This is a genomic window from Streptomyces sp. S.PB5 (assembly GCF_030403745.1).
GTDB lineage: Bacteria > Actinomycetota > Actinomycetes > Streptomycetales > Streptomycetaceae > Streptomyces.
On sequence record NZ_JAQMWP010000007.1, the window covers coordinates 31,612 to 48,275 of the forward strand.

Annotated in this window: 14 protein-coding genes; 5 read left to right on the top strand and 9 right to left on the bottom strand. The window is 72.8% G+C overall.

Features of this window, described 5'->3' with window-relative positions:
* Nucleotides 1-104: 104 nt before the first annotated feature.
* The 3 genes from PH203_RS19165 to PH203_RS19175 are packed head-to-tail and all read left to right on the top strand — an operon-like array spanning nt 105 to nt 2,927.
* Complete coding sequence (locus PH203_RS19165; protein WP_289921362.1) at nt 105-1,022, top strand: ATP-binding cassette domain-containing protein; 918 nt, start codon at nt 105-107, stop codon at nt 1,020-1,022.
* Nucleotides 1,019-1,786, top strand: a complete 768-nt coding sequence (locus PH203_RS19170; protein ID WP_289921363.1) for an ABC transporter permease subunit — start codon at nt 1,019-1,021, stop codon at nt 1,784-1,786. Before PH203_RS19165 ends, PH203_RS19170 begins: the two co-directional genes overlap by 4 nt.
* Before the next feature lie 31 nt (nt 1,787-1,817).
* Nucleotides 1,818-2,927: an alpha/beta hydrolase family protein gene (locus PH203_RS19175; RefSeq protein WP_289921364.1), complete on the top strand. Its 1,110-nt coding sequence runs from the start codon at nt 1,818-1,820 to the stop codon at nt 2,925-2,927.
* Between the two features lie 53 nt (nt 2,928-2,980).
* Here PH203_RS19175 and PH203_RS19180 read toward each other — a convergent pair whose 3' ends face one another.
* From PH203_RS19180 to PH203_RS19200, 5 genes are all read right to left on the bottom strand, one after another.
* Nucleotides 2,981-5,293, bottom strand: coding sequence for a DUF3488 and transglutaminase-like domain-containing protein (locus PH203_RS19180; RefSeq protein ID WP_289921365.1), 2,313 nt, complete (start codon nt 5,291-5,293; stop codon nt 2,981-2,983).
* Nucleotides 5,290-6,441, bottom strand: a complete 1,152-nt coding sequence (locus PH203_RS19185) for a DUF58 domain-containing protein (RefSeq protein WP_289921366.1) — start codon at nt 6,439-6,441, stop codon at nt 5,290-5,292. The genes PH203_RS19180 and PH203_RS19185 overlap by 4 nt, the downstream gene beginning before the upstream one ends.
* The gene (locus tag PH203_RS19190) at nt 6,441-7,421 is read right to left on the bottom strand and encodes a MoxR family ATPase (RefSeq protein WP_289921367.1); all 981 of its coding nucleotides are present in this window, start codon (nt 7,419-7,421) and stop codon (nt 6,441-6,443) included. The genes PH203_RS19185 and PH203_RS19190 overlap by 1 nt, the downstream gene beginning before the upstream one ends.
* Nucleotides 7,418-9,691 (bottom strand): PKD domain-containing protein, encoded by a 2,274-nt coding sequence (locus tag PH203_RS19195; protein WP_289921369.1) that lies wholly within the window; start codon nt 9,689-9,691, stop codon nt 7,418-7,420. Before PH203_RS19195 ends, PH203_RS19190 begins: the two co-directional genes overlap by 4 nt.
* 106 nt (nt 9,692-9,797) lie before the next feature.
* A complete protein-coding gene (locus tag PH203_RS19200) occupies nt 9,798-10,781 on the bottom strand; it encodes a helix-turn-helix transcriptional regulator (RefSeq protein ID WP_289921370.1) in 984 nt (327 codons plus the stop codon).
* Nucleotides 10,782-11,074: 293 nt separating this feature from the next.
* On the opposite strand from PH203_RS19200, the gene PH203_RS19205 reads away from it, so the two are divergent.
* Nucleotides 11,075-11,602 (top strand): hypothetical protein, encoded by a 528-nt coding sequence (locus PH203_RS19205; RefSeq protein ID WP_289921371.1) that lies wholly within the window; start codon nt 11,075-11,077, stop codon nt 11,600-11,602.
* A gap of 95 nt (nt 11,603-11,697) precedes the next feature.
* Nucleotides 11,698-12,558 carry a class I SAM-dependent methyltransferase gene (locus PH203_RS19210; RefSeq protein ID WP_289921372.1) on the top strand — a complete coding sequence of 287 codons (861 nt, stop codon included), beginning with the start codon at nt 11,698-11,700 and terminating at the stop codon, nt 12,556-12,558.
* On the opposite strand, the gene PH203_RS19215 is transcribed toward PH203_RS19210, so the two are convergent.
* The 4 genes from PH203_RS19215 to PH203_RS19230 all read right to left on the bottom strand — a co-directional run bounded on the left by PH203_RS19215 (nt 12,555) and on the right by PH203_RS19230 (nt 16,658).
* Nucleotides 12,555-13,424, bottom strand: a complete 870-nt coding sequence (locus tag PH203_RS19215; RefSeq protein WP_289921373.1) for a LysR family transcriptional regulator — start codon at nt 13,422-13,424, stop codon at nt 12,555-12,557. The two genes, PH203_RS19210 and PH203_RS19215, sit on opposite strands and share 4 nt — an antisense overlap.
* Before the next feature lie 124 nt (nt 13,425-13,548).
* The gene (locus PH203_RS19220; protein ID WP_289921374.1) at nt 13,549-14,778 is read right to left on the bottom strand and encodes an MFS transporter; all 1,230 of its coding nucleotides are present in this window, start codon (nt 14,776-14,778) and stop codon (nt 13,549-13,551) included.
* A gap of 135 nt (nt 14,779-14,913) precedes the next feature.
* Nucleotides 14,914-15,792, bottom strand: coding sequence for a metal ABC transporter permease (locus PH203_RS19225; protein WP_289921376.1), 879 nt, complete (start codon nt 15,790-15,792; stop codon nt 14,914-14,916).
* On the bottom strand, nt 15,789-16,658 hold the full coding sequence (locus PH203_RS19230) for an ABC transporter ATP-binding protein (protein WP_289921871.1): 870 nt from the start codon (nt 16,656-16,658) through the stop codon (nt 15,789-15,791). Before PH203_RS19230 ends, PH203_RS19225 begins: the two co-directional genes overlap by 4 nt.
* Nucleotides 16,659-16,664: the final 6 nt, after the last annotated feature.

A 16,664-nucleotide genomic window follows, 5' to 3' on the forward strand; every position in this document is an offset into this window, starting at 1 on the left:
CTCCGTGCGTGGGCCCTCCTCCCGTAGGCCCTCCTCCCGTGGGAGTAGTGGCGGACTCCCGTCGTCGGATTCCCGTTCCGCCCGCTCCGCCTAGCGTCGAGAGCGTGATCGAAGCTGTGCACCTCACCAAACGTTACGGCGCGAAGACCGCCGTGGACGGGCTGTCGTTCACCGTGCGGCCCGGCAAGGTCACCGGATTCCTCGGCCCGAACGGCGCCGGGAAGTCCACCACCATGCGGCTCATCATGGGCCTGGACGCGCCCAGTGCGGGCTCGGTGACCATCGGCGGCAGACCGTACGCCCGGCTTGCCGCACCACTGCGGACGGTCGGCTGTCTCCTCGACGCCAAGGCCGTGCACGGCGGCCGCACGGCGTACCGGCACCTGGCCGGCCTCGCGGCGAGCAACGGCATCCCGCGCCGCCGGGTCGACGACGTCCTGGACCTGACCGGACTCGGAGAGGTCGCCGGGGAACGCGTCAAGGGCTTCTCGCTCGGAATGGCCGGGCGGCTCGGCATCGCCGCCGCACTGCTCGGCGACCCCGAGGTGCTGATCCTCGACGAACCCGTCAACGGCCTCGACACCGAGGGCGTCCGCTGGATCCGCAACCTCCTCAAGTCCCTTGCCGCACAAGGCCGTACGGTCCTCCTCTCCAGCCATCTGATGAGCGAGACGGAACTGACCGCCGACCACCTGATCGTGATCGGCCGCGGCAGACTGCTGGCCGACACCCCCGTGCGCGACTTCATCGAGACCAACTCCCGTGCCCGGACGGTGGTCGGCTCCCCGGAGCCCGAGCGGCTGCGCGACCTGCTGCTCGCCCAGGGGGCGGCCGTGCGTCCCGGCCCCCGGGGCGGCTGGTGCGTGGACGGTCTCGAAGCGGCCGCCATCGGAGACCTGGCCCGCGCCCACGGACTCGCCGTCCACGAACTCACGCCCGTGCACTCCTCGTTGGAGGAGGTCTACACGGCCCTGTCGCGGGACGCGGCGGAGTACCGGAGCAGGCAGGAGGCCGCGCGATGAAGGCGTCGACGCATGGACGGGCCGGGTTCCCGCAGGCGCTCGCCTTCGAGTGGATCAAGTTCAGCAGCGTGCGTTCCCTGGTCGGGACGGTGTGCGCGACGGCCGTCGTGCCGGTGCTGGGCGCGGTGTTCGTGGCGGCGACGGGAAGCCTGCGGCCGGACGACACGGTGCTCGGCGGCAGCCTCAGCCTCACGGTGGTCGCCCAGGTACTCGCCGCCGTGGCGGGCGCGCTGCTGATCACCGGCGAGTACGGCACCGGCAGCATCCGTACGACCCTCGCCGCCAACCCCCGCCGCGGCACGGTACTGACCGCGAAGGCGACGCTGATCGCGGGCGTGACGTACACCGTCGCCCTGCCCTCCTGCACCCTCGCGTACCTCGTCGGCGACGCGATGCTCGAAGACGGCCGGTACGCCCAAGGGCAGCCGTGGCCCGCCCTGTTCGGCATCGCCGCCGCCTTCTCCGTGGCCGCGCTGCTCGGCCTGGCGGCCGGCACCCTCGTACGGCACTCCGCGGGCGCCGTGACCTGTGTCGTCGGCCTGCTGCTCCTGCCCTCCCTCCTCGGCCCGCTCCTCGGCGACGCCCGGCGCTGGATCACCGGCGCCTCGCCGACGGCGGCCCTGCAGAAACTCACGCAGACCTCGGACGCCACGGCGGAGACGGCCGGCAGCCTGGGCCCCTGGCCGTCCCTGCTGCTGGTCATGGCCTCCACCGCTGTGCTGCTCCTGCTCGCGGTCGCGGTGCTGCGCAGGCGGGACGCATGACAACTACCGTCGTACGAAAGGAGACTTCGTCATGCCGTGCAGCCGCACACGCATGTGCCTGCTGGTCGTCCTGTTGATCGCGGACCTCCTGCTGGCGGCCGGGGTGTCCCGCGCGCAGGCCGACGGAGGCGGCACCGGCGGCGCCCGGATCACCACCGAGCAACAGGTCGGTGAGCGGCTGGTCGACCTCACCGTCGACTCGCCCGCCCTGGGCCGCACCGCGAAGGTCCGGCTGCTCACACCGGACGGCTGGCGGGACCGGCGGCCGGGGCAGAGCTGGCCGACGCTGTATGTGTGGGTCGGCGGCGACGGCAACCACAAGGCGTGGACCGAGGACTACGACTCGGGGATCCAGGATCTGCCCCGACTGCGCGATGTGCTGGTCGTGATGGCGGAGATGCCGTTGTTCGGCTTCTACACCGACTGGTTCAACGGCGGCCGGGGCGGACCGCCGGCCGTGGAGACCTTCCATCTCCACGAGGTGCGTCCGCTCCTGGAACGCCACTACGGAGCCGGGACCCGGCGCGCGGCCGCGGGGGAGTCACAAGGCGGGTTCGGCGCGTTGTCGTACGCGGCCCGCCACCCGGGCCTGTTCCGGGCCGCGGCCAGTTACAGCGGCTTCGTGCATCCACTGCAACACCCGCACGCGATCCGGGCGGCGATGACGTACCTGGGCCTGGACTGGCGGGCGTTGTGGGGCGATCCGGTCGCTCAGCGCTCCAACTGGCGGGCGCACGACCCCTATTACCTGGCCGACCGCCTGCGCACCACACCGGTGTACCTCTCCAGCGGAGACGGAACGGCCGGCGTGCTCGACCCGCCCGGCACGGAGCCGGACCCGGAGATCCCCGGGCTGGAGGATCCGGCCGACCCGTTCCCCGACGACGCGATCTCTCCGACGGAGACGCTCATGCACCGCGAGTCCCGTGCCCTGGCCGACCGCTTGACCGCCGCCGGCACGCCGGTGACGACACACTTCTACGCAGGTACGCACTCCCCGCCGTACTGGGTACGGGAGTTCCGCCGCTCACTGCCGATGCTGCTGGATGCGCTGCACGGCGGGTGCGTGGCCGGCACGAAGGGGAGTCTGCCACCGGACGGTACTCCAGGGCCGGTCAGCCGCCGCTCGCCCCAGACGTGACACCCGCTCCAGGCGAGTGTCCGTCGCCCCCCACCCGTCTGCACCGCCCCACGTCAGGAATGCCGTCCGGCCCGGTCCGCGAGCATCCGCCCCGGTGCCGTCGAGCGCAGGTGGAGCAGCAGACGGGTTCGGTAGGGGACGTGCCGGCGTAGTGCTCTCTCGATCGCGTCGCAGTCCGCCCACGCGGCGTCGGCGGCCGTGGAGTCGGGATCGCGGCCCGCGTAGTGGACCTCGTTGACCAGGGCGGCCAGCGCCGTCAGGCGTCGGCCCGTCGTGGCGTCCATGTGCCGGGCGCCGAAGGCGGCGATCTCCTCGGCAGTTCGGGTTCCCGTGGCCGGGAGGCCGATCTCGGTGAGGCGTTCGGTGATCCGCTGCCAGGCGCCGAGGAGCCTGCGTCGGCTGTCGGGGTCGTCGCGGAGCCGGCGGCTGCCGGTGCGGGGGGCCCGGAGCGCGTACAGCACGTAGGCGGTGGCGAGCAGCAGGAGCAGGGCCAGGGCGGCGACGACGCCGACGGGCACGGGGAGGGCGGGGGTGGCAGGCGACGCGGCAGCGGGGGCTCCCGTGGCGGGGTCCGTCGTGCGCGGGCGCGTCGACGGGCGGGTGCCCTCGGTGATCTTCTCGGCCGCCTTCTCGCCTCCCTCGGGGACGTCGGTGCTGCCCGGCGTGGCCTCGCGCGGGGTCGGATCGAACCGCACCCAGCCGACGTCCGCGAACCGCACCTCCGGCCAGGCCAGCACATCCCGTCCCTGTACCTGCCAGGCACCCGGACCCGTGCGGGTGCCGGGGCCGAAACCCACCGCCACGCGCGTGGGGAGCCCCAGAGTGCGAGCCAGGACCGCGAACGACGCGGCGAACTGCTCGGAGGTCCCGTGCCCGCCCTCCGTCAGGAAGAACTCCAGGCTCCGGTACGTGTGACCGGGCACCGCGTCGGGGTCGAACCGGTGGTTCTGGCGCAGCCATTGAGCCAGCCGCGCCGCCCGCTCGTACGGGGACCCGGCGCCGGCGGTCGCCTGCTCGGCCAGCTTCCTGAACGACCGCACGGCCGGGATCGGCCGCCCGGCAGCGTCGACGTCGGGCAGCGCCACCAGCGTGGGGTCGTCGGCCGCCGACGCGGACCGCAGCCGGCGGGCGTCGGGCTCGGGGACGTGCGAGGTCGCGGTGTAGGTGAAGCCGGACGGCACCGCGCGTCCCGTGGACAGCACCGCGCTGTCCGGATCGACCGACAGGGAGGTGCCCGCGGGCGCGTCCACCTGCGAGGGCCGGTCGGCGACGGGCAGCCAGATCCCGGGCAGCGACTGCACGGTGACGCGCTGTCGGACCTCCTTGGTACGGCCCGGCTCCACTCCCGCCTCGGCGGGGACCCGGCCCCCGGATCGCAGCAGTTCCGCGCTGCTGGTCCAGGTCGTTCCGTCGTAGGTGTCGAGGACCGCCAGACGGTAGTTCCCGGGCGCCGCCGCACCCGAGGTCCGTACGGTGAACACCTTGTCGTCGGCGTTGCGGGTCCAGGCCGCGACCTGGTCCAGCGGGCTGACCGACTCCGGCCGCGTGGTCGGCGGGGTGACGGCCTCCCGCAGGTCGTGGGGGGCGCCGACGCCGGGCAGCCGCGGACCCAGCAGCGCCGCGACGAGCGCGAGCGCGGCCACCAGGGGCAGCCGCAGCGCCAGGGCCCGCAGCGGGAGCCGGGTCCGGGAACGCAGCAGTACCAGCAGGGCCGTCGCCCCGGCCAGGACGCCGACGGCCGGGTAGGACGGCCCCGTGCCGTCCGCGCCGAGAACCAGCGGGAAGCCGAACGCGAGGAGCGGCGGCAGGGCCGGCAGCAGCGGGGCGCGGGTGCGCAGGGCGAGTTCCGCGGAGGCGAAGGCGGCCGTCCACACGACGGCGTGCGGCAGCACCAGCAGCTCGGGATCGCCGGGCGCGGGCAGGACGACGGAGAGCAGGACGTGCGGGGCGTCGAGCAGCGAGGACCACGCGGCGCGCAGCGCGGGGCCGCCGGGCAGCCCGCCGTTGGTCCCGCGGAACAGGGTGGCGCTGACGGCGACCGCCCAGGCGACGACGGTCAGCACGGCGGAGGGCCAGAGCGCGGGCGTGCGGCGGCCCGCGCCGCCGGTTCCGGGCCGGGCGCCGAGCAGACCCGACAGCACCGTCGGGACGAGTACGGCCACCACCAGCACCGGAAGCAGCTCGGACGGCGGGAAGACCCGGGCGAACCCGTACCCGGCGGCCCCCGACAGGACCGCCACCGGGAGCAGGGACCACAACCGCCGGGAACGGCTCAACTCCCGGACGGAGTCGTGCACTTCAGTGACCTGGGCCTGCTCGGCCACGGGTGCCCGAGGGGCTTTTGCCAGGCGGGTGGGTGCGCTCATCGGGGGGCCTCCGCGCGCCAGACGGCCGCCAGCTCCTCCAGCGACGCGACGCGTGTCTCCCAGACACCGACGACGGGTTCGGCTCCCGTCGCGGCGCCCGCACGCAGCACGATCACCCCGTCGAAGCGGTGCCGCACCCGGCCGGCAGCGGCGCCGAGCCCCTCGGCCGCACCGGTTCCGCCGACCACGATCAGCGTCCCGCCGTCACGATGCCGCTCCAGGACGTCGAAGGCGACGGTCTCGGAGGGACCGTCCGACCGTGTGACCAGGGCCAGCCGGTCCAGCAGCGCCTCACCGTCCTCGCCCGAGCCCTTGGTGCGCAGGAGCGTCCCCACCCCGTCGAGCAGATGCACGGGAAGCCGGGAACGGGCGGCCGCGTACGCCAGGGACGCCGCGCAGTCCACGGCCAGTTCGAAGTCGTCCTGCGAGGCGTGGGCGTGCTCCCGGGTGTCGAGCACGAGCGTGGTGTGCGGCAGCGACGTGTCCGCGGGCTGACGGACGATCAACTTGCCCGCGCGGGCCGTCGACCGCCAGTGCACCCGACGTAGATCGTCGCCGAACGCGTACTCGCGCACCGCGTGGAAGGCCGGCGACCCGTCGGCGGCGACGTCCGAGGCCGAGCCCTCCACCTGGTGCGACCGCCCGGCCGACAGCGCCGGAAGCGGACAGGTCCGGGGCCGCACGAGCAGCGTCTCCGAGCCGCCGTACGCGTGCCTCCGGCGCACCAGCCCCAGCGGATCGACGCGCTCCACCCGCAACGGCCCCACCGGCAGCGGACCGCGCCGGGAGGTCGGCAGCGGGTGGCGCAGCTCGTGTACGGCGCCGGGGCGCAACGGCGGTACGGTGACCGCGATCTCCAGGTCACCGCAGCGGTCCCCGGCGCTCAGGCCCCGCAGGGCGCGGTCCCCGGTGTTGGTCACGGTGACGACACTCTCGGCGGGCTCACCCCGGCCCACCTTGCGCGGCGCGATCCGCCGCTCGGCGCCGAGCCGGGGCCTCGGCAGGGCCCACAGCACGGCGACGGACACGGCGACCGCGAGCAGACCGGTCGTCCCGAGCGCTGCCGCCTCTCGGTACCCGAACGCATAGCCGACGCCGGTCAGGACCGCCCCGCCGCCTGCCGTGCCCCACCCCGTGCGAGTCAGCATCAGACGAGTGCCCCGCTGCTCTGCGGCACGGTGTCCAGCACATCGGCGATCACGTCCGCGCCGGTACGGCCGTTCAGTTCGGCCTCCGGCGCGAGGATCAGCCGGTGCGCGAGGACGGGCCCGGCGAGCGCCTTGACGTCCTCGGGCAGCGCGTACGGCCGGGACTGCGAGGCGGCCCTGACCCGGATCGCGCGCAGCAGGGCGACGGAGCCGCGCGGCGAGGCGCCGAGACGTACCTCGGGCAGGGTGCGGGTCGCCGCCACCACCCGTACCAGATAGTCGTACAGCGGCTCGGTCACCCGAACCCGGGAGGCGGACTCGACGAGGTCCGCGATCTGCCCGGCCGTGGTGACGGTGGACAGGGAGTCCGGGCCGGTGTGCGCGGCGGTGCCGGTGAGGACCGCCACCTCGGCCGCGTGATCGGGGTAGCCGAGGGTGATCCGCATCAGGAAGCGGTCGAGCTGGGCCTCGGGCAGCGGGTAGGTGCCGCCCATGTCGACCGGGTTCTGCGTGGCGAACACCATGAACGGGCGCGGCACCGGGTGTGTCGTGCCGTCCACGGTGACACGGCGTTCCTCCATGACCTCGAGAAGCGCGGACTGTGTCTTCGGCGAGGCACGGTTGATCTCGTCGCCGAGCACGATGTTGGCGAAGACCGGACCGCGGAGGAACTCGAAGGCGCCGGTGTTCTGCCGGTAGACGGTGACGCCGACGATGTCGGAGGGCAGCAGGTCCGGGGTGAACTGCACCCGCGCGAAGTCGGCCTCCACGGAGGCGGCCAGACAGCGGGCCAGCGTGGTCTTGCCGGTGCCGGGCACGTCCTCGATCAGCAGATGGCCCTCGCAGAACAGACAGATCAGCGCCAGCTCGATGGCCTCGCGCTTGCCCTTGACGACCCGTTCGACATGGTCGGCGAGGGCGTGGAAGGACCGGGCGAAGAGCTCGGTCTCATCGTCGCCGAGGGTGTGGGGGGAGGTCATGTGCAGTCCCAGATGTCGGGGTCGAGGCGGGAGTCGAGGTAGATGTCGGCGACGTAGCCCTTGATGACGTCGCCCGCGTTGTTGCGGTAGGTGATCTTGCCCCAGACATTGCTGGTGACACCGGTGTAGGAATGCGTCACGGTCTTGCCCTGAGCCTTGCAGTGGACGGTGACCTCGGGGGACGACATTCCGGGGATCGAGCCCACCCTGTCCTGAACCGGGACCGGGTTCGGGTTGCTGACGATGTAGAGGTCGTCCTCGTCGTTGTCGTTGTGGACGATGTTCTTGACCTTGTCCGGCGGGGTCAGATCCAAGGTCCCCTTCGCCGGAGTGCCCGACCCCGCGGCGTTGCTCGCCGCCACCGACACCTCGTACTGCTTGTTGTTCTCCAGACCGGTGTAGACGTGGGTGGTCTCGGTGGTCCGCTCCGTCCCGCCGGGCCCGTCGATCGTGTACGTCACCCCGGCGTCGGCGCCCTGCGGTGGCTGCCAGGTCACGGTAGCGCCGTGGCCACCCGGGGCGAGCGTCATGGTCAGCTGCTCGGGCGCCCCCGGTACGAGACAGGGCCGCGCGGGAGCCGAGGGCGCGGACGACTTGCTCGGCGCGCCGCCGGCGTACTCGGCGACGACGGTGAAGCTGTACTGCTGGTCGCACGACCCGCCCCTGACCTCGAACTCGAACGGGCCGTCGGGGCCGACCGAGTCCGGGGTGACGATCTGGTCCGACGCCGGCTCCTGGAGGACATAGCGCCGCGGGGTCGCGCCCGACGCGGCGGCGAAGGTGATCCGGATGACGCCCGCGCCGGACTGCGCCTGCGGCGTCCCCGGCGCGCCGGGTTCCGGGCAGCCGGGCTTCCACTCGGCGTCGCAGTCCGGGGTGGGATCGGGGCCGGGACCTGGCCGTGTCGTGCCTGGCCCGGGGCCCGTACCCGTGCCGGGCCCGGGTGTCGTCCCCGGGCTCGGGCCGACGCCCGGCGCACCCGGGTCGCCGGCCGACGGGGTCGCGCCCGGCGGGACGCCACTGCCGCTGTCCGGCCCGTCGCCGGGCTCGTGCGCGCCGGGTGTACCGGAGGAGGGCGCATCCTCCTCGTACTTGATGATGGGGGTGACCTTGCCGCTTGTGTCGATCACCGCGGCGGCGGCGGAGTCCTCGTCGTTCGCCCACAACAGGCCGTCGCGTACGAAGAGTTCGAGCTCGCCCGCCCCTTGGGTGATCTGCACCGGTTCGGCGGTGGAGGCGGTGGAGGTGTCGTACGTCAGCAGCCGGCCCGTGGACTCGTCGGGCACGTAGACCCGCTTGCCGAGCACCTGGGGTGCTCCCGCAGCGGTGCCGTCCAGGGGCAGCCGGGCGTTGACGACGTGCCCGCCGCGGACGTCCAGCAGGACCAGGACTCCGGTGTCGGCGGCCAGCACCGGCACCGTGCTCCCGTCGGTGGCGGTGGGCACCAGGACGTCGTCCGAGTCCTCGACGGTGGCGCCGAGTTCGAAGGTCTGGCGTACACCGTCCGCCGTCAGCACCTGCACCGTGGCGGCCGTCCGGTCGGTGACCACGGGCAGTCCGTCGGCCAGGGTCAGCGCCAGATCATGACCGGCCTCGGCCACCCGGACCGCCGGGTGCCGGCGCCCCTCGACGAACGGTACGACGGTGCCCTTGCCCGGCAGCGGCACCCACAGCGTGCCCGCCCGGTCCACGACGGCGGCTCCCGGCTCTCCGTCCAGCCGTACGGCCGGTCCCCTGGGCGTGGTCAGCACCGGATCGATCTGCTGGACGGTGGCCCGCGCCGGGTCGACGACATAAGCGCGGGAGCCGCCGGAGAGCAGACGCAGACCGGACTCGCCGTGGTCCGTGGACTGTTCGGCCGTCAACTGGGACGGATCGAGCCGTACGACCGTGCCGGTGCTCTCGTCGAGTACGAGCGTGGTGTCGCCGTCCCGCGCGACCGAGACGGGGTGGCCCTCGGTCCCGGACGGCAGGACGACCCTGCCGTCCACGTCACCCGTGAGCCCATGGACATGGGCGACCTCGCCCCGCTCACTGGTGGACAGCCAGGCACCGATGTCGGCGAGCTCGGGAGCGGTGCCGGAGGCGCCGCCGCCGACGGCGAGCGACGTGCCGATGAGCGCGCCGACGGCGCCGATCGCGAGGTAACCGGTGACACGGTCGCGGGTGGGCCGCACCTTCGCCCAGACGCCGGTGGCCAGTTCCGCACACCGTCGCCGGACCTGCCTGCCGACGCCCTTGGTGCTCTCGGCGGGGCTGTGCGGTCGCACGACGGGAGTACGGCGATCCCGAGACATCACATGCTCCCCGTTGAGACTCAACTTTTCCTGGAGAAAGGGTAGTTGACGGGACCATGGCTGTCGGTGCCGAGGCGGACTATGGCCAGTTGTGGTCGCTGACGGGGGAGAGGGCGGAGCGCGTCTGGATCTTCGACGCGGAGAAACCGTACCGGTTGAAGGCCGCCCCGCTCGGGACCCGGCGGTAGCCGGACCAGGCGTCCCAGACGTAGACCTCGGTACCGCCGGCCGTCCTGGCCAGGAAGGCGTCGGTCAACTCGTAGGCCGCGGCCCAGCCGCACTCCGCGAAGACGCCGTCGTCGACGACGGTGACGGCGTCCCAGGTGTCCCACAGGTTGAAGTAGATGGTCGCGTTGGGGACGAAGTAGAGGCTGCCGCCCGGGCCGACCAGGTACACGCGCTGGTGGGTGGGCGTCTTCAACCGCTGTCCCGGGCGCGGGCAGTCGTCGGCGCGGGATCCCGGCGGCCGGGACGCGTCCTGCGGGGGCGCCGCCGATCGGCTTCCGCCGGGTCTCAGCAGCGTCGGGAGGGATTCTGCGGCCGGTTCGGAATCCGTGTCCCAGAGCGTCGCTCCGAGGAGGAGGGCGAGGGTGAGGGTGAGGGCGAGGACGCCAAGACCGGGAAGCAGTCGGGGCCTGCGGCGCCTCGACGAGGGCGGGGCGGTGGGCGGGGGCGGGCCCGGTTCTGGGGCGTCGTTCTGGCCGGGGCGTGCATCGGGCACGGCATACGGGGCCGTAGCCGTACCCGTATGCGTGTCCGCATCCGCATCCGCATCCGTACCCGTATCCGCGTGCGTGTCGCCTTCGCCGTCGCGTGCGGCGTCCGCGAGTGCCCAGAGTCGGTGTAATCGACGCAGTTCCTCCGGTGACGCTCCGCAGGCCGTGGCGAAGTGATGGGCGGCTCCGTAGTCCTGCGGGACGTACGAGCCGGAGCAGTACCGATGGAGGCTGGAGCTGCTGATCCCGGTCCTGCGGGCCAACGCCCCGTAGCTGAGCCCCGCCCGTTCCCTGAGCGCCCGCAGACAGGCCGCGAACTCGTTGAACTCCGCGGGTTGCGCCCCCATGCCCATCCCTCTTGTTCCCCCTTGATCCCCCGGGCCCTCACCACTGCCCCGTCCCACCGGCGTCCCAACAGGTCGGCCAAAGCACAAGGTCCCCACGCGTCTCGGCGTCCCAGCATCCCACCGGTCGCGGATTCCTTGCCAGCCGCCGAGGCCCGCTGCCAGCGTCGGCAGCCCTCGGGGGACGGCCCGGCACTCCAGGCCCGGCCGGCTCACCGGTACCGGCGGGTAGCCGGGGTGCCGGGCCGCACACCCGAGGGACACCCATCACGCTCCACATCAAGGAGGACCAACTCGTGAATCGCCTACGTCGCACCTGCCTCGCCCTGACCGTCGCACTCGGCCTGCCTCTGGCCACCGCCGGCGTCTCGACCGCCGCCGCCGCGAACACCGCGTCGGCGCAGGCCACTTCCCAGTCCCCGACGGCCGCGGCCGCCTGCCCGGGAGAGGGCCAGCGGGTCAAGAAGGCATCCGAGTCCAGGGTCTACATCGTCGGTCCGAACCTGGTCGGCGACTCGGCCAGCGATCTGTACTACATCCCCAGCGCTACCGACTACTTGAACCTGTACGGCACTTGGGACGGCATCATCACCCTGCCGGACAGGGAGTTCAACACGTGCTTCTTCAACGGCTCCACAGATCTGACCAACGCCCAACTGGCCAAGGCGTCGAACACCGCGGCTGTCTACATCTGGGTCGGTGAGCTCGAGGCGTACTTCCAGATCCGGGACTGGAACACCTTCACGAACAAGTACCACTTCGACCCGTCGAAGATCGGGCCCGTGGTGACGAACAGGCACTTCTCCTCTCGGTACTGGTCCTAAGAGGACACTCGGGCACCTCCTGACGGGGAGGTGCCCGATGCCGGCCAGGGAAACCAGTGGCATTTCCACGGACCGGCCTCATAGGTTGTGCGCTCGTGACCGATGACCCGAAGAGGCCCGCGAATCCCACCGGCCTCGGCCGGGTGTTCAACGAGGTGCCGGAGCTCTACGACCGGGTCCGGCCCGGGTATCCCGACGAGTTGTTCGCGGACCTCGTCGCCGTCACCGGCATGGGCGAAGGGTCGTCGGTACTGGAAGTGGGCTGCGGTACCGGGCAGGCGACGCGGTCGCTGGCGGCGCTCGGATGCGCGGTGACCGCCGTGGAGCCGGGCCCGGACATGGCCGCGCTCGCTCGGCGGCGGATGGCGTCTTTCGACGACGTCGCGGTCGAGATGTCGACGTTCGAGGAGTGGGACGACCGCGGGCGGCGCTTCGATGTTCTCGTGGCCGCGTCCTCGTGGCACTGGGTCGACCCGTCGGTCGGCTGGCGGCGGGCGCACGAGGTGCTCCGGCCCGGAGGATGGGCGGCGTTGCTGGGCAACGTCGTGGTCCGCCGGCCGGACGAGCCGGAGGTGTACGCCGAGACCGCCGATCTCCACGAGCGGTACTGCCCGGGGAACCCCGACTGGGGACATCCGCCGCTGGAGGACGAGGTGCTCACCACCGACGAGGGGTGGGGCCCGGTCGCCGGTCCCGGAGGGTTGTTCGGCCCCGCGATCGTGCGCTTCTACCCGACCGTCCAGTGGTTCGACGGGGACGGCTTCGCCGATCACCTCCGCTCGTTGTCGCTGTATCGCAAGCTCGACCGTGAGGTCCGTGAGCCCCTCCTCGACGCCGTCGCCGAACGGATCCGCACCCGGCTGGGTGATCGGGTATCGCGGCGCTGTCTGACGGTGCTGCGTGTCGGGCAGCGCGTCGACGACGGGGCCGAGGGCGGGCCGGGGAGCGATGGCTAGGTGAGGTGGCGCAGCAGCGCGGTGACCGCGGGCGGTGCCTCGCCGGGTGGACGGACCACCATGACCTTCCAGTTCGGGGCGTGCCGGTCGAAGCGGTACTGGGGCAGGTCGGGGAAGCGGTCCGCGATGGAGGGCGGCATGATGCAGACCGCCAGGTCGTTGCGGACCAGCTCGGCGGCGGCCACGATGTCGTTCACCTCGAAGGGTGTGCTGCGGTCGACGCCCGCGCTGCGGAAGGCCCGGTCGACGGCGTCCCGGATGGCCCAGCCCGGGGTGAAGTCCACGAGGGGCAGCCGGGCGGCGTCGGCGAGGGAGACGGTGCCGTTCGGCGTCGCGCCGGGGACGACGCGGCGGGGTGCCGTCAGGAGCACCATGTCCTCGCGGGACAGCAGCCGGGTGGTGAGTCCGCGCTGCTGCTGCCGGTCGAGGGCGACCACGGCCAGGTCGACCGTGCCGTCGCGCAGCGCCTGCCGGATGTCGGCCACCGCCGCCTGACGCAGCCGGACCACCACCCCCGGATGCTCCGCCCGCAGCGAGGCGAGGGCGTGGTGCAGCCCGGCCCACACGCCCTGCATCGTGCCGACCGTCACGCGCCCGCGCAGCTGTCCCTTCACCGCGTCGACCGCCTCGCGAGCCAGTTCGGCGGAGCGGAGGGTCGCCCGGGCCGCCGGTACGAACGCCTCGCCGGCCGGGGTCAGCGCGACCCGGTGTGTCGTACGGTCGAACAGCGGGGTGCCCAGCTCGCGTTCGAGGGCCCGGACCGTGCTGGACACCGCGGACTGGACCACGTGCAGGCGCCGCGCCGCCGCCGTGAACCCGCCCGCGTCGGCCACCGCGACGACGACCTCCATCTGCCGCAGATCCATCAGCTGCTCCCGCCCGGGCCGTGCCCGGTCCGATGTCTTCCGGTCTGCGCCGCATCGTAGGCGATCGGTGAACGTGGGCAGGGCGGGCGGGAATTGGGCGCACATCGTGTCGGGCCGTCCGCCGTCACCGGCTGACCGGGTCCGTGCGCCGCGGGCGGTGCTCGGTGAGCCAGTAGAGGAGGGCGGCCACCGGGAGCGCGGCGCCCAGGACGGTGAGACCGGTCCAGCCGCCTGCGTGGTAGACGACCGAGCCGAGCTGGGAGCCCGCCGCGCCACCGAGGAAGAAGATGGCGATGAAGGCGCTGTTGAGGCGGGCGCGGGCGTCGGGATCGAGCTGGTAGACGGTGTGCTGGCCGAGGATCAGCGTGGTCTGTACGGCCATGTCGATCAGGATCGCGGCCAGGGCGATGAGCACGACGCTGTGCCCGCCGAGGCCGGCGAGCGCGAAGGCCAGGGCGGCGACCACGAAGGCGGCACCGGTCATCGGGCGGACGAGTCCTCGGTCGGCCCAGTGCCCGGCGAACGGGGCTACAGCCGCCCCGGCCGCCCCGACGAGGGCGAACAGACCGACGGCGAGCGACGAGTAGTGGAAACGCGGTCCCGTCAGGACGAAGGAGACGGTGGTCCAGAAGGCGCTGAACGCACCGAACATGGCGGCCTGGTAGAGGCCCCTGCGCACCAGCGCGGGGTGCGTGCGCACCAGCCGGGCGGTGGAACGCAGGACGTGGTGGTACGGCATGGTCGTGGTCGGCGCGTGCTGCGGCAGGGCCAGCCGCAGCGCCACGGCGAGTACGGCCATGAGGGCGGCCGAGCCGAGGAAGACGACCCGCCAGCCGGCGAGGCCGGAGACCAGGCTGCTGAGCGTGCGGGAGAGCAGGATGCCGGTGAGCAGGCCGCTCATCACCCGGCCGACGATGCGGCCGCGGGCGTGGTCGGGGGCGAGGCTCGCCGCGAAGGGCACCAGGATCTGGGCGACGACCGAGGTGGCACCGGCGACCAGCGAGGCGATCAGCAGTACGGGGAAGTTCGGGGCGAGCCCGGCCGTCACCAGGGCGAGGGTGGTGACCGCCAGCAGGGCGGTGACCAGGTTGCGCTTCTCCAGCCGGTCGCCGAGCGGGACCAGGAACAGCATGCCGATCACATAGCCGACCTGGGTGAGGGTGATCAGCGCTCCGGCGGTGGCCGCGCTGGTGTGGAAGACGTCGCTGAGCGAGGACAGCAGGGGCTGCGCGTAGTAGAGGTTGGCGACCGTCATGCCGGAGGCGACGGCCAGCAGCGCGACCAGTCGGCCGGGTACGCCGTGCGGGGTGTCGGGGGTGGCGGACACGCTCTGGGTCGCGGGTGTCGCGGACATGTGCACCTTCTTTCGTCACGCACGTCAGCAACGGTCCGCCGCGGTTCCTTCCTCACTGGAGGAGATGATCGGTGATGTCAGTCATCTCCATCAGAGATGGATCGCAGGAGGTCTCCACCATGGGGAGCAGAAGTCCTAGGCCGCCGCTGCCGCCCTGCGCGCTCCCCACCGCCGGGTCCGGTGCTTGCCGGCGACACGGCAGAGGACGTAGATCGTGAACGAGACGGTGGTGACATAGGGGCTGATCGGGATGGAGCTGCCCAGGGCGAGCAGGATGCCGCCCTCGATGGAGAGGACGGCGAAGAGCACGCTGAGGGCGGGGAGCAGCACCGGGGACGCCGTGATGCGGGCGGCGGCCGCGGCCGGGGTGACGACGAGGCTCAACACCAGGAGCGCGCCCACGACCTGGACCGACAGGGCCACCGCGAGACCGAGCACGAGCATGAAGGCGAACGACAGTCCGCGCACCGGCACACCGCGCGCTTCGGCGACATCGGGGTCGGCGCTGGCGAAGGCCAGCGGCCGCCACATCACCGCCAGCGCGACCACGACCAGGGCCGAAGTGCCCAGCAGCCAGGCCATCTGGGGGGTGTCGACGGCGACGATCTGCCCGGTCAGCAGGCCGAACTTGTTGGCCGCGCGGCCCTTGTAGAGAGCGAGGAAGAGCACGCCGAGACCCAGGCCGAAGGGCATGATGATGCCGATCACCGAGTTGCGGTCCCGGGCTCTCGCCCCGAGGACGCCGATCGTGCCGGCCGCGAGCAGCGAACCGACGATCGACCCCGCCACGATGTCGGTCCCCAGCAGCAGTGCCGCCGAGGCGCCCGCGAAGGACAACTCGCTGATGCCGTGCACCGCGAAGGGCAGATCGCGCATCATCACGAAGACCCCGGCGAGGCCGCCGACCAGGCCGAGGGCGGCCCCGGCGACGAGCGAGTTGCGGACCAGTGCGAGGAGTTCGCCGTAGTTCTCGAAGCTGAAGATCTGGTGCCAGATCCCGTCGGCGAACGTCATGAGCTCATCTCCTCGACGGCGGGGGCGATGGGGGTCCCCCCGCTCGAGCGAAGTCGAGAGTGGGGGAGGGGCGGCGCGGCCGTCTCGTCCGGGGCGCCGACGACCACGACCCGCCCCTGCACGCGGACCACGTCGACCCGCGTGCCGTACAGCCGGGACAGGGACTGCGAGGTCAGGACCTCCTCCGGAGTGCCGACCCGGTGACCGGCGCGGGCCAGGTACAGCACCCGGTCCACCAGGCCGAGCACGGGGTTGATCTCGTGCGTCACGAACACCACGGCCGTGCCGTGCGAACGGCGGCGGGCGTCGACCAGTTCGGTGACCGCCCGCTGGTGGTGCAGGTCCAGGGAGAGCAGCGGTTCGTCGCACAGCAGGATCCGCGGATCGGTCGCCAACGCCTGCCCGATGCGCACGCGTTGCCGTTCACCGCCCGACAGCATGCCGAGGGGCACGTCCGCGTACGCCGACGCCCCGACCGACTCCAGGATCTCGTCGACGCGTCGGCGGACCGCGGCCGTCCGCAGCCTCGGTCCGAAGCGGTGCCCGTCGATGCCGAACCGCACCAGGTCGCGGGCGCGCAGTATGGCCTGGGCGGACAACTCCGCCTGCTGGGGCACGTATCCGATCCGCCGGGCCGCCTCGCGCGGGGAGCCGCCGAGGACGGTCAGGGTCCCGGCGGAGAGCGGCTGCCGGCCCAGCAGGGCCCGTACGAAGCTGGTCTTGCCCGCCCCGTTAGGGCCGAGGACGGCCACGAACTCCCCTGGGCGCACGTCGAGTTCGAGGTCTCGCCAGACGACGCGGTCGCCGTACGACAGGGCGGCCCCACGCAGGCTGACGACCGCGCCGGTGCCGCCCTGTGCCGGGATCAGGGC